We start from the raw sequence: 12,959 nt of genomic DNA, 5'->3' as shown, positions 1-12,959 counted from the left end.
GAAGTCATGACAGAGGCATCGGGCAACCAAAAGACAATCGATAAAGTCGAGAACTGGGTATTTCCACTGAAAGTGGGAACGACTCGGTCGATAGATCCACAGCAGTATTACCAGGCCTTGGCCAAGGCCGACGATGGTTTCTATCCCATAGGTGCCAATGGCCTTTGGCATGGTGGTGTGCATTTCGATGACGCCAGCGGACTGGTTTCAGACAAGACTGAAGTGCGCTGCATCGCTGACGGCGAGGTGGTGGCGTATCGAATTGACAAGACTTATCCGGTATCCGAGTACGGTTCGAAGAGCGCGCCATTTTCCACGGGCTTTGTGTTGGTCAGGCACCGCCTTGAACTCCCTGCACCTCCCGGGTCACCTGCCACGGCGGGTCCTAGCCTGATTTTCTTCAGTCTGTACATGCATTTGCTGGATTGGCAGGGCTATCAAACCAGTCCGGCACTCAAGCGCCCCGGCTTCTGGAACGCCACCTACAAGGTCAAAGCGGCAGCATCCGACAAACTGCTGGGGCTTAGGGTTCGTAGCAGCGACTCTGGTGGTAACACGCCGATATTGGCGGTATTGCCTCGTGGAACCACGGTGTTCACCAAACCTGCACCCGATACTCAGAGATGGCTGGAAGTGGTCGACGTCATACCGGCGGTAGCCGAACTGGCAGAGCAGACTGGCTGGGTATTCAAGGAAGAAATGCAGCGTATTTCTGCGGATCAATACTTTGTGGGGGACAAGGCCCGGGATCTTCCAAAGGAGCAGGAAAATGGCGCAATCGTGCGTGATGCTTTTGCCCAGGGAAGGCCAATAGGCTTTCTGCCGGTAGGCACGCAAATCAGAATCAGCGACGAAAAAAACTCTGGCAAATACCGCAAGTTGCTCGAAATTGTCAGTGGTGAGTCCATGCCAGTTCTTGTTCCAGACGTTGAGGGAGTGTTGCCAGGGTATGTCTCACTTGATCTTCTGGAGGCAATGAGCACACCGGAGGATATGGACAAGGTTGTCCCTTTGAAAACGGCTTATAAAGTCAAGGCGGGCGAAGTTCTTGGGCATGTGGGCAAGTATCAGAATCAATCGGACTCCGCGCCGAAGAATCTGCTGCATCTGGAAGTGTTTAGCTGTGAAGACGTCAAGACGTTTATCCAACAGAGTCGATCCACAGCGGCCAACTTGCCTGTAAAGGACAGAACCCTGGTCAAGGTCGCAAAGGGTGCAAAGCTGATCAGCCATGTGGCGGGCATGAATGCAACAACCCCACCCAAGGCATCCGACCCAGGTCACCAGATTGGTTATGACTTGATCATCCCGTTGCAGGTATTGGAATCATTACCTCCAGAGAAAAAGATCAAGGCTGCCGTGGTCATGGGCGGCCTGACCACTTACACCTATTGGTGGCACCTGGAAGGAGTGCTTGCTGATGTATCGGGCAACGCCATCAGTGGCTGGTTTGCTGAGCCGGATATCGCGCTATCTCGACATTCGTCTTTTGAGTGGGAGGGTTTTACTTTCATTGAAGAAACCGTCAGCCATGTTGAGCACTACGCTGCCTTTCTGGAGGCACAAAAAGAACTTACAGAAGAAGAGCTTGCGACTTATCAGCCTGAAGTTGTAAAGGCTGGAGCAGGCCCCGTCACACAATCCCTGTACAAAATTCTTGATAAGAATGGTGATAAAAAGCTACTGCCTGATGAAATAAGGGAGGCGCTGGGTAAGCCTTGGTTCTCCCAACCGATTTCGCAGATGCTTGTTCAGTATGAGAGTGAGTGGGATTACAAGGCTGATCAATGGGACTCCCTGGATGAATTGATGAAGGACAGCGAAAGCCAGCCCAATAAGGGTTGGGTCGAAGAAAAGGCGAGAATTGAAAAGTTAAGTTGGTGGGGGCATGGAGTTGATCAGAGCGGAACAAATGAAGGCTCTAAAGTCTGGAGTGTTCATCCGGTTGGTATGATTTCAATGTTTTTTACCGGTGCTGTATGTAGCTGTTCAGGAACGATTACACCTGAGCAAATGAAGGCCATTGCCCCTTATGCGACACAGGCCAATATTGATAAATACACTGATCTGTTAGCAGAGATGTATCAGCGCTCAGGGATTGCCACCTGTATCAGTAAAGTGCATGTTCTTGCTCAGATGCTGCATGAGAGTGGCAGTCTGCAGTTTACGGTGGAAATAGTAGACCCTAACGACCCTCCTGGTTATTCGCCCTATATAGGTCGTGGTCTTATTCAGATCACGTTTCAGGTGAATTATCGCGCCTATGGTCATTATGTCGGTGAAAGTTTCGAAGGTTTGCCGAATTATCATAAAATGGCTCAGCTTCCTCATAGTGTGCTTTCTGTAGGTTGGTACTGGTCGGAATACAAGAAACTAACCTTGCATTCAGATGCTGATGATTTCATCTACTGTACAGCGCTCGTTAATGGTGGCTTCAATGGCTATGATGATCGATTGCAGTTTCTCAATCGAGCTCTAAGAGTTTTGGATATGCAGGGCTGTACCAAGCTCAATAATCAAGGTGTTTATGAAGTTGTGGATAGTAAAGCGTACGATAAAGCTAAGCTTTCATTCGCATGGGGGCTCTGGAGTGATCCAGGTGGTGGTAAAAACGGAAAAACGAAAGATCAAGCGCAAGCGATAATAGGATATAGGCGTTTTCTTGAGTTGTATGATGCAGATCCAGCGATCGGTGAGAACGCTGTATTAACGTATTATGCCCCGGGGCGTACGGCTACAGTCGCTAAACAGTATGCTGAAGCACGACTGCTTGCACTTGGAGGTGCGCTGTGAGGACTTTGTTATTCATTTGTGTCTTGCTGTGGAGCAGCATTTCTTGCGCAAGTCTTGAGTGTGATGTGGACCTCAATGGAGATGGGCAATGTGATTCGTATTCTGTTGTTAGCTCGGAGCCTGATAGAGAACTTTCAGAGGTGACTATTAAGGTTGGTGGTTCCGGGCAGGAGAGGAAAGGGATTTTTAGTCTGGGTAATGGTGGTCTGTTTCCTGGGTATATTCCGGGTGATTTTTCATTGTTGTTGGATTTCTACACCCGAAATACTGATTTGACGAAGTACGATTTCAGATGGGAGCCAGCGTTGAAGGATTGGGTGCTTTACAAAACCTCAACCTGGGTAGAACCAAGCAGAGATGAAAAGTATTCTCTTGGTAACGAAGTACTTCCAGATGAGGCTAGGTTTCCACAGCAGTTTCATGTGCGGCGCATAAAGTGCTGTGTATTGTTTTCGGAGTTTTCAGGTGGTGGTCCTGTTTTGCAGGAGTTATCTTCCGAGGATGCTGTGCGTGAAGTAAGTAAAGATTTTCAGTTTGTGCTTGAAAATTATCGCTTGGGTGAGAATGATTCGCTGCTTTATAGGGTGGATGATAAAGGGAAAAAAACACCGAAGGTTGCTCCTAAGGACTTTCTGTATGAGATAACTTTGATTCTTGGAGAGGGTAATGCTTCATTTGTTAATGACTATGCTCGGTTTTTGTATCAAAACGAAAATTTCGTGATGTCTGCATTTCTTCTTAGGGATATTCATAAGAAGTACCCGGAAAAAGTAGAGGCCACTATCAATCTGGCAGATGCTTATTCGGGTATGGGTATGCAAAAAGAAGCTTGTGCTCTGTATAAGGAGTATGTAGATAAAATGCTTGCTCTTGGTCGTGAAGATCAAGTTTCCGAACCAATCAAGTCAAAGGCGCACTGTATATGATGATTTGTGTTGGGCGAATTTTTCTTGGTGGGAGTTACAGTTGAGCCGGGATCGCATGACTGTTTGATTTTTCCTCCGGTGACCTATTCGGGAGAGGATGCCTGATTCTGGGAGTTGATTAAAATCCGTTTCTTGAGTTTTTAGTGTTCTTGTGTTTTTTCTCTTGGGGGTAAACAAGAGTAAATGCACGGAAGCGAAATTGTTATGGCAACACATGCTCGTGTGCACCTTGAACAGATTTTGTCCTTCCTCGTAGCCAAGACCCGGATCATGCTATTGCTTCTCCAGCGGCAATTTTACCCATCGGCATCGCTCCCAGCGCTGATAATGACCGCCTGAAAATTGACCCAACGCCAACGGAGCGCGTCGCGCCCATGTTCGTCATCACCCCGCAGGACCCTGAGACTTACCGGCGGCAAACCCGTCGCAGCACTTTGATCATCGCGCAGGTGTTCATCGCCCTGGCCATGCTTTTTTCCAGCGCCGCGGTGGCGCTGTTCGGTCAGCCGGGGGGGGGGGGCTCCGGTCTGCTGATCATCGCTGCGTGGACGACCCAGTTTCTGTTCTGTAGCAACCAGATATTTGATCAATTCCTACGATGCGCCGGAGAGTTCGTAGCGCCTTGCCATATGGGCCTCTAACCAATCATCGCGGTAATTCTACCTAAACCGACTTTTCGGACAGAACCTAACGTTTCAATGCACTACTCAGCACATCCGGATGATGGGGGGATTGCTTTTGTCTGGGCTCCAAGATTTGGTCCAGATATAGTTGCAGAGAACAAATATAATGCGTGTGACTCGGGCGGTTTTTACTGGGTGTCTAAAGTCTTCTCTGGTGGAATTAATATAAACAGAGTTTCAGGCAGGTTGTACTCGGCAAATAATATAGGACTGATCAATCGTCTAGTTAACGGCGGCGGCAACGGATATTACGAGAGACAAGCCTACACTGCCTACATGCTTCGGAGGCTCACAGACAGCATTGATGTAACTCAAACATTAATTATATCTCCTACAGGAAAGGCTACTATCCATGCAAATATGCAGCCTGCGGAGTAATTAAATGAATACTAAGAAAGCAATTTTGTCAGCTTTAGCAGTTTTTGTGTGCGCATCTATTCAAGCGCAATCGCTAAAATTCAACCCCAATAAAGAAAGCGAAGTAAAACTTTCGTGGAACGGATCAAGCCTGAATGTAAACGTGAAAAATAATGGCCACCACAAAATAAATGACTTTATTTTTGAGGCAGACAAGAAACTACATATAAAACTTGATGACTTCAATTTTGATGGATTGGAGGATTTTGCTGTTTGGCACACTGACGACGGAATGGGCACTTACACGATCTTTAGAGTCTTTGTTTACGACGCTAAAAAAGGAGAGTTCACAGAGAACTTCCCTAGCTGCGGTGATGAGTTCATCAACCTCATCATTGATAAAAAGAATAAAAGCCTAAACAGCACCTATTATGAAGACAACATCCCAAAGCAGTGCGTTACTACGCTTCCGGCGAAAGCGGCCAATCGCTAATCAGTACTTACCCGTATCACAAGGAACACTTCACCCGTAGCAAGACGCCTATCTGCAACGCGCACAGCTCAACCGAGCCGAAGTGCTCCAGCGCGAAATCACCGAGCTGGAGCGCCAGGGCTTCACCCCCGATGTGGAAGAGCGCCTGGGCGGCCTCAAGCCGGAGGACATCGCCGAACTCGGCAAGCCGAAAGACGACGAAGGCGAAGACGAAGACGAAGACGCCAAACCCTACGCCCTCAAGGACCTGCCCGGACTCAAAATGGTGATCGCTACACTCACCGCCTGCAACCCCGAACCCGGCAGCCCCCTGGTCGAAGGCGAACAGGCGTACTCCCGGGATATCTACGTGCACTCGAAACTGCTGGTGGTGGACGATGTGTTCAGCCTGCTCAGTTCGGCGAATATCAATACGCGCAGTATGCATACCGACTCGGAACTGGGGCTGGCTGCGCCGGATGCGGAGTTGGCGAAGAACTGGCGAGATGAGTTGTGGAACCTTCACCTCCACGTCCCCCTAGAGGCTGTTACAGCCAAGCTGGTTGCGCTTGCGCGCCACGCGTTATGCCTGGTGCGCACAAAAAAAGGCGGCTACCCCAAGGTAGCCGCCCCTTTAATGCCTGCCGGTAAAGCTTATTCCGCCAGTTTGTAGGCAATGATGTAGTCGCCCATCTTGGTGCCCAGGGAGCCGTGGCCGCCCACGACCACCAGGACGTACTGCTTGCCGTCCTTGCCGGTGTAGCTCATCGGCGTGGCCTGGCCGCCCGCTGGCAGGCGGGATTTCCACAGTTCCTTGCCGTTTTTCACGTCATAGGCGCGGATGTACTGGTCCAGGGTGCCGCTGAGGAAGCCCACGCCACCGCCGGTGACCATGGAGCCGCCCATGCTCGGTACGCCGATTGGCAGGCCGATGGGGATCGGCGAGCTGTCGCGGCTGGTGCCGTTCTTGTGCTTCCACACCACTTTGTTGGTGGTCAGGTCGATACCGGCCACATAACCCCAGGCCGGGGCCTGGCAAGGTACGCCCAGAGGCGACATGAACGGGTGCATGATCACCGCGTAAGGCGCGCCGGTGTTGGGTTGCACGCCCGAGGTTTCGCTTTCGCGCTTGCTGTCGGCGGCGACTTCGGCGCGCGGCACCAGCTTGGAAACGAAAGCCATGTAGTTCGGGCTGGTGAACAGCAGCTGGCGCACCGGGTCCAGCGAGACGCTGCCCCAGTTGAACACGCCGACGTTGCCCGGGTAGATCAGGCTGCCCTGCACCGATGGCGGAGTGTACTGGCCGTCGTAGCGCAGTTGCTTGAACTGGATGCGGCACAGCATCTGGTCGAACGGCGTGGCGCCCCACATGGCTTTTTCATCCAGAGGCGGGTTCAGCAGGTTCAGGTCCGAGCGGGCCTGGGTCGGGGCGGTGTGGTCGCCTTCGACTGCGCCGGTCGGGGCCGGTACTTCACGGATCGGCACGATCGGGGTGCCGTCGCGACGGTCCAGTACGTACAGGCTGCCTTGCTTGGTCGGCTGGATCAGCGCCGGCTTGACGCCGTCCGCGGTCTTCATGTCGAGCAGGGTCGGCTGGCTGCCCACGTCCATGTCCCACAGGTCGTGGTGGGTGAACTGGTAGTTCCAGCGCAGCTTGCCGGTGTCGATGTCCAGGGCCACGGTGCCGGCGCTGAACTTCTCGGCGCCCGCGCTGCGGTTGCCGCCCCATTGGTCAGGCATCTGGTTGCCCAGTGGCAGGTAGACCATGCCCAGCTTCTCGTCGACGCTGGCCAGGGACCACATGTTCGGCGAGTTGCGGGTATAGGTCTTGCCTTCCGGCAGCGGAGCGGTCTCGTCGGGGTTGCCCGAATCCCAGTTCCACACCAGGTGACCGTCGTGCACGTCGAAGGCGCGAATCACGCCGGACGGCTCGTTGGTCGATTCGTTGTCGGTGACGTGGCCGCCGATGATCACCAGGTTGCGGGTGATGGCCGCCGGCGAGGTGGAGTAGTAGCCACCCGGGGTGAACGGGCCGATACCGGCCTTGAGGTCCACGGCGCCTTTGTTGCCGAAGTCTTCACAGACCTTGCCGGTGTCGGCGTTGATGGCGATCAGGCGCGCATCGGCGGTAGGCAGGAACAGGCGGCGCGGGCAGCTGGCGGCGATGGCCTGACCCGCAGGGGACAGGGTGGCCGGCTGGCTGATGGCGTCGGTGTTCTTGAAGTTGGCTTCGTCGTAGTACGACACGCCACGGCAGGTCATGTGCGCCCAGCCACGGAAGTCGTCGCCGTTGGGGCCCTGGATCTGCGGGTCGAAGCGCCAGATTTCCTTGCCGGTATCCGGGTCCAGGGCCAGCACCTTGCTGTGGGCGGTGCAGGCATAGAGCATGCCGTTGACCTTCAGCGGGGTGTTCTGGTTGGTGATCTCCACCGGGTCCTTGGCGGTCGGCATGTCGCCGGTGCGGATGCGCCAGGCTTCCTGCAGCTTGCCGATGTTGCCCGGGGTGATCTGCTTCAGCGGCGAGTAGCGGTCACCGAACTCGGTGCGGCCGTAGGCCTGCCATTCACCCTCGGGCATGGCCGGGGCGGTGCTGGCCATGTCGGTGCCGTCGCGACCCAGGTCGCCGGAGATTTCCCCAGGGTTGGTGAACTGGCTGCCAATGGCGGCGCCACCGGCCAGGACCACGGCCACGCTCAGGGCGGCGGTGCCCAGCGGGGCCGGGCCATCGCGCAGCAACGGGCGGCGGAACCAGGGCAGCAGCAGGACCACGCCGAGGGCGAACCACAGCGACAGGCGTGGCACCAGTTGCCACCAGTCCAGGCCGATTTCCCACAGCGACCAGACGGTACTGGCGAACAGCACCAGGGCGTAAAGGCCCAGCGCCGCGCGTTTGCCGGCCAGCAGCAAGAGGCCGGTCAGCGTCAGGCCGATACCGGCCAGGACGTAGTACAACGAGCCGCCGAGCATGCTCAGCTTGATCCCCCCGGCCAGCAAGGCCAGGCCCATTAGCAGCAGCAAGATCCCGAGCAGGCCTGGTAGCAGGCGGCTCGGACTTGAAGCACCCTCAGTGCTCATAGTGTGGTTCTCCGTGACGTTAAGAGTGGACCCGCGCTTGTTCACTGTAGATGACGATCAGGCGCGGGCTTGGTTCAGCTGAAAACTGTGAATGGCGTGGTTTTTTGCCGCGCGGCTTTAGAACGAACTCTGGATCTTGATCCCGCCGATCAGCGCGTCGTCCACCTGGCTCACGCCACCGGGATGGCGGATGTATTGCAGGTTGGGGCGCACGGTCAGCCAGTTGGCCAGGTGCACGCCGTAGTACAACTCGGCGCTGTATTCGGTGTCCTGGGGCGGCAGGTAGCCGGGGTTGTCGTAGTCGTAGATCGCGCGGGCCTGGTTGCTGGCCTGGGCGTTCTTGCGGTACGCCGGGTTGACGTGGACCCGGGCCAGGGCAAAGCCGATGTCGTCCTTGGCCCGGGCATCGAACAGGCCCTTGTAGACCAGGCCGGCCTGGACGTAGTTGTCGATGGCGTTGGTCTTCTTGTCATGGGCGGTGACGTTGGCGAACAGGCTCAGGCCGCGGGAGTGGTCGCTGGCCACGCTGGTGACTTGCTGTTGCGCGCCGAACCACAGGCCGTGCTTGCTCGAACTGCTGCGATAGGCTTCGCCGCTCAGGGCCGCGCTCTGGCCGTTGCCGTCCTTGTACACGTCGCTGGCCTTGGCGCTGCTGTAGTAGTAGCCGGCGCGGTACTCACCGGCCAGGCCGTTGAGTTTGGGTGTCCACACCAGTTCCACCGGCAACAGGGTGCCCTGGGTGCCGCTGCCGCTGAGCTTGAAGCCGTTGTCGCGGTCCAGGTTCGACGGGTTTTGCTCATAGGCGCCGATCTGCGCGTAGACCTCCGGCGTCAGGTGGTATTTGACCCGCAGGGCCCACTGGCTGACCGGCCAGTTGTACCAGACGCTGCCGGCCCAGTTGCCCACCTGGGAGCCGCAGAACGCCAGGTTCTGGAAGTCGCAGGGGAAGCTGTTGAAGTCTTCGCCCTGGCCGAAGCGGCCGGCCTTGATGTCGAGCTTCTGGTCGAAGAATTTCTGCTGGTACCACATCTGGGTCAGGCGCCAGGTCTGGCCGCGGCCCCAGACTTCCTGGGCCGAGGTGAGGCCGCCGACCCGTGGGTCGTTGATCCGGTCGTTGCTGATGTTGTCGCCGTCGCGCTTGGTCACGGTCAGTTGGAACTCGGCGTCATCCCAGCCGAGGATCTTCTGCAGGTCCAGGTGGCTGCCGAAGGCGAACTGGTCGCTATAGCGCGCGGTGCGGTCATGGTCGTAGCCACCGTGCAGGTTCGACCCCATCTCGCCGACGTAGTCGACCTTGAAGTCGTAGCCCTTGTTCGCCAGTTCCGTGCGGGTGCCGTTCCAGTCGCCAAGCATCCAGGGCGAGTCGCTGTCGAAGGCCGGGGCGGCCTGGGCGCAGGCGGCAAACCCCAGGGCGCCGAGCAGGCTCAGGGTCTTGGGCAGGGCAACGGGAGTCAGGACAGCGCTGTCTTTTAAGCGCTGAAAAACGGGCATAGGCATTCGAGTCAGGTCTTTTTCTAGGAATAGGCAGAAGCAAGGGCGCGGCACGTGGCATCGATACAGGTTGATCGAGGACGGCAGGCCGCTGATTTCAAAAGGAAAGATGAAGCGTTTCAGCTTCAGGGTGCGAAGGATAAAGCGCCCTCTCATCAAGAGAAAGCGCTTTTATTGACATGAACCCTTTCGGATTCGGTAACAGTCACCGGGCCCGGGCAGGTTCAGCGCGGCGCGGTGGCCGCGGCGAGGGATTGTTTCTGTCGGGTGTAGCTCAGGGCGAAGTGCGCCACGAGGCCGAAGATCAACCCCCAGAACGCCGCGGCCAGACCGAGAAAACTCATGCCCGAGGCGGTGACCAGGAAGGTGATCAGCGCGGCCTCACGCTGTTTCTCATCGGCCATGGCGCCGCTGAGCCCGGCGCTGATGGCGCCGAACAGGGCCAGGCCGGCCAGGGCCGCGATCAGTTCCTTGGGCAGGGCGGCGAACACCGAGGCCAGGGTCGCGCCGAAAATCCCCATGAGGATGTAGAACAGGCCGCAGGCGATCCCGGCGATGTAGCGTTTGTTCGGGTCTTCGTGGGCTTCGCGACCGGTGCAGATGGCGGCGGTGATGGCGGCCAGGTTGATGCCATGGGAGCCGAAGGGCGCCAGCAGCGCCGAGGTGATGGCGGTCCAGGACACGATCGAGCGCGCCGGGGTGGTGTAGCCGGCGCTGCGCATCACCGCCATGCCCGGCACGTATTGCCCGGTCAGGGTCACCAGGGCCAGGGGCAGGCCGATGTTGACGATGGCGTGCCAGTTCCACTCGGGGGCGATGAAGATCGGTTCGGCCAGCGCCAGGGTGATGGAGCCGCCATTGAACTCGCCAAGGCCGGCGGCCACCGCGCAGCCCACCAGCAGCACCGCGAGGATCGCGTAGCGTGGCGAGAAGCGTTTGCCCAGCAGATAGGCGGCGATCATCGCCAGCACCAGGGCCGGTTGCAGGGTGACCGAAGTGAACAGCCCGGCGCCGAAGCGGAACAGGATGCCCGCCAGCATGGCCGCGGCAATGGCCTTGGGCAGGCGGCTCATGAGCTTGTCGAAGGCCCCTGACAGCCCGAGTACGGCGATGATCAGCGAGGCCACGACATAGGCGCCGATGGCCTGGGGCAGCGACACCGTGGGCAGCATCGATACCAGCAGCGCCGCGCCGGGCGTGGACCAGGCGGTGATCACCGGCACTTTCAGGCGCCAGCTCAGCAGCAGGCCGGTGAGGCCGCTGCCGATGGAGATGGCCCAGATCCAGGACGACACCTGGTCACTGGGCATATGGGCTTCGCGGGCGGCCTGGAACACGATGATCAAGGGGCCAGCGTAGGAAATGATCACGGCGATCAGGCCGGCGATCACGGCGGAGAGGGACAGGTCCTTGCTGAGACTGTGCATGGCATCTCGACTGGGCATGGGGTGGAAGGAGTTGAGTCGATTGAGTTGGCGCTGGTTGAGTGTATTTCAATAAATTGAATCGATTCAATTGGTTCTCGGCGTGGTTGCCGCCAAATCGACTGTGATCAGTGGTTAAGCTATTGATTTATAAGTGTTTATTTGGTTTGAAAAACTTTATCAGCGGTTTCCAAGCGGCGGATCGCGCTATGAATCGAATCAATTTGTCGAATGAGTCGATGCTAAGAGTCGATGCGCGCCTGTGATATGCTCCGGTCCACCTCAACGCAACCGATGGTCATCAGCCTCCATGTGGGTTCCTCAGTTAAGCGAGTTCAATCAACCGGTCTACCTGTCCATTGCCGATGCCCTGGCGCGGGATATCGGCAGCGGCTTGTTGAATGACGGTGATCGTCTGCCGACCCTGCGCGAGCTGGCGGTGATCCTCAATGTCACCCCCGGCACCATCAGCCGCGCCTACAGCGAAGCCCAGCGGCGCGGGCTGGTGCAAGGTGAAGTCGGGCGTGGCACCTACGTGCTGGCGCAGCCGCCGCTGGGGTTGCCGGAAGGCTCCAGCGCGCCGTCGCTGTCCCTGGGCCAGTCCGAAGTCCTGGACCTGTCGATCATCAAGCCCTACAGCGAAACCCTGGAGTACTGGTTGCGCGGCGCCCTGGTGGGCATGGCCCACAGCAGCGACTTCGGCCGGGCCCTGGACTACGCCCCCGACGGTGGCCACCCGGCCCATCGCGAAGCCGGTGCCCAGTGGTTGCGCCACTCCTTGTCCGAGGTCCATTGGCAACAGGTGGTGCTGACGGCCGGCGCCCAGCACGGCCTGATGGTGGCCATCAGCGCCTTGAGCAATGCCGGTGATCTGCTGCTCTGCGAGTCGCTGACCTACCCGGGCATCATTTCCGTGGCCCATGGCCTGGAGCGGCGCCTGCGGGGCGTGGCCATGGACGAAGAGGGGATGCTGCCCGAAGCCCTGCGCGAGCAGTGCCTGCGGGAAAAACCGGCGCTGCTGGTGTGCGTCGCCAGTTGCCAGAACCCCACCACGGCGATCATGTCGCCCCAGCGCCGGGCGCAGATTGCGGCGATTGCCGAAGAGTTCGACTTTTTGATCATCGACGACGATATCTACGGCTTTCTGGCTACCGATCCGTCGATCAAGCCGCTGTCGAGCTACGCGCCGCAGCGTTCGGTGTACCTCACCAGCCTGTCCAAGGCGATCATGCCGGCGTTGCGCGTGGGCTATCTCTACAGCCCGCCGAAGCTGCTGTCGCGCCTGAGCTCGATGGTCCGCAGCAGTGTGTGGATGCCGTCGCCGCTGACCGCGCAATTGGCCAGCAACGTGATTGTCGAGGGCTTGGATCGCAAGCTGGTGCAGACCCAGCGCAGCGAAGCGGCGGTGCGCCAGGCGATTGCCCGGGACGTGTTTGCCGGCTTGGAGATCCGGACCCAGCCCCATAGCTATCACCTGTGGCTGACCTTGCCGGAGCCGTGGACGGGCGATGAGTTCGCCACCCTGGCCCGGGCCAATGGGGTACTGGTGATGAGCGGCAACCAGTTCCAGGTGGAACGCGGCGTCAGCTCCCGTTGTGTGCGGGTGGTGCTGATGTCGCCCACCACCCGCGACGAGTTGCGTTTTGCCCTGACTCAGCTGGCTAGCCTGATCGAGGCCGATCCGCGGCGTTATCGCTGAGCCCTTCGCCGGCAAGCCGGCTCCTACACGGATCTGTAG

General features: G+C 57.7%; 8 protein-coding genes and 1 pseudogene. 6 read left to right on the top strand and 3 right to left on the bottom strand.

Annotation, left to right across the window (positions count from 1 at the left end; all coding sequences use genetic code 11):
- Positions 1-6 precede the first annotated feature (6 nt).
- The 5 genes and pseudogenes from GWQ44_RS30520 to GWQ44_RS30500 all read left to right on the top strand — a co-directional run bounded on the left by GWQ44_RS30520 (position 7) and on the right by GWQ44_RS30500 (position 5,904).
- Positions 7-2,793, top strand: coding sequence for a hypothetical protein (locus GWQ44_RS30520; RefSeq protein ID WP_275929077.1), 2,787 nt, complete (start codon positions 7-9; stop codon positions 2,791-2,793).
- A 65-nt stretch (positions 2,794-2,858) separates the two neighbouring features.
- Entirely contained in the window at positions 2,859-3,719 is an 861-nt protein-coding gene (locus tag GWQ44_RS30515) for a hypothetical protein (protein WP_275929076.1), read from the top strand.
- Between the two features lie 374 nt (positions 3,720-4,093).
- Positions 4,094-4,234, top strand: a pseudogene (locus tag GWQ44_RS30510) (DUF3087 family protein); the annotation flags it as partial.
- Between the two features lie 550 nt (positions 4,235-4,784).
- Positions 4,785-5,252 (top strand): hypothetical protein, encoded by a 468-nt coding sequence (locus GWQ44_RS30505; RefSeq protein ID WP_275929075.1) that lies wholly within the window; start codon positions 4,785-4,787, stop codon positions 5,250-5,252.
- An 82-nt stretch (positions 5,253-5,334) separates the two neighbouring features.
- Positions 5,335-5,904, top strand: a complete 570-nt coding sequence (locus tag GWQ44_RS30500) for a phospholipase D-like domain-containing protein (RefSeq protein WP_275929074.1) — start codon at positions 5,335-5,337, stop codon at positions 5,902-5,904.
- Here GWQ44_RS30500 and GWQ44_RS30495 read toward each other — a convergent pair.
- The 3 genes from GWQ44_RS30495 to GWQ44_RS30485 all read right to left on the bottom strand — a co-directional run bounded on the left by GWQ44_RS30495 (position 5,886) and on the right by GWQ44_RS30485 (position 11,224).
- On the bottom strand, positions 5,886-8,306 hold the full coding sequence (locus tag GWQ44_RS30495) for a glucose/quinate/shikimate family membrane-bound PQQ-dependent dehydrogenase (protein ID WP_275929073.1): 2,421 nt from the start codon (positions 8,304-8,306) through the stop codon (positions 5,886-5,888). The genes GWQ44_RS30500 and GWQ44_RS30495 overlap by 19 nt on opposite strands.
- Positions 8,307-8,423: 117 nt before the next feature.
- Complete coding sequence (locus tag GWQ44_RS30490) at positions 8,424-9,797, bottom strand: carbohydrate porin (RefSeq protein WP_275929087.1); 1,374 nt, start codon at positions 9,795-9,797, stop codon at positions 8,424-8,426.
- Positions 9,798-10,021: 224 nt separating this feature from the next.
- Positions 10,022-11,224: a benzoate/H(+) symporter BenE family transporter gene (locus GWQ44_RS30485; RefSeq protein WP_275929072.1), complete on the bottom strand. Its 1,203-nt coding sequence runs from the start codon at positions 11,222-11,224 to the stop codon at positions 10,022-10,024.
- Positions 11,225-11,531: 307 nt separating this feature from the next.
- On the opposite strand from GWQ44_RS30485, the gene GWQ44_RS30480 reads away from it, so the two are divergent.
- Entirely contained in the window at positions 11,532-12,920 is a 1,389-nt protein-coding gene (locus GWQ44_RS30480; RefSeq protein WP_047305899.1) for a PLP-dependent aminotransferase family protein, read from the top strand.
- Positions 12,921-12,959: the final 39 nt, after the last annotated feature.

The organism is Pseudomonas sp. 3MA1 (genome assembly GCF_029237275.1).
In the GTDB taxonomy this organism is placed as follows: domain Bacteria; phylum Pseudomonadota; class Gammaproteobacteria; order Pseudomonadales; family Pseudomonadaceae; genus Aquipseudomonas; species Aquipseudomonas fluorescens_AP.
Note: the sequence above shows the minus strand (reverse complement) of the source record. Positions and strands in the feature narration are given on the sequence as shown.

Excerpts from the sequence above, each read along its gene's own strand:
- GWQ44_RS30520 (WP_275929077.1), top strand. The coding sequence starts at position 7 with ATGACAGAGGCATCGGGCAACCAAAAGACAATCGATAAAGTCGAGAAC.
- GWQ44_RS30480 (WP_047305899.1), top strand. The coding sequence starts at position 11,532 with ATGTGGGTTCCTCAGTTAAGCGAGTTCAATCAACCGGTCTACCTGTCC.
- GWQ44_RS30495 (WP_275929073.1), bottom strand. The coding sequence starts at position 8,306 with ATGAGCACTGAGGGTGCTTCAAGTCCGAGCCGCCTGCTACCAGGCCTG.
- GWQ44_RS30505 (WP_275929075.1), top strand. The coding sequence starts at position 4,785 with ATGAATACTAAGAAAGCAATTTTGTCAGCTTTAGCAGTTTTTGTGTGC.
- GWQ44_RS30485 (WP_275929072.1), bottom strand. The coding sequence starts at position 11,224 with ATGCACAGTCTCAGCAAGGACCTGTCCCTCTCCGCCGTGATCGCCGGC.
- GWQ44_RS30490 (WP_275929087.1), bottom strand. The coding sequence starts at position 9,797 with ATGCCCGTTTTTCAGCGCTTAAAAGACAGCGCTGTCCTGACTCCCGTT.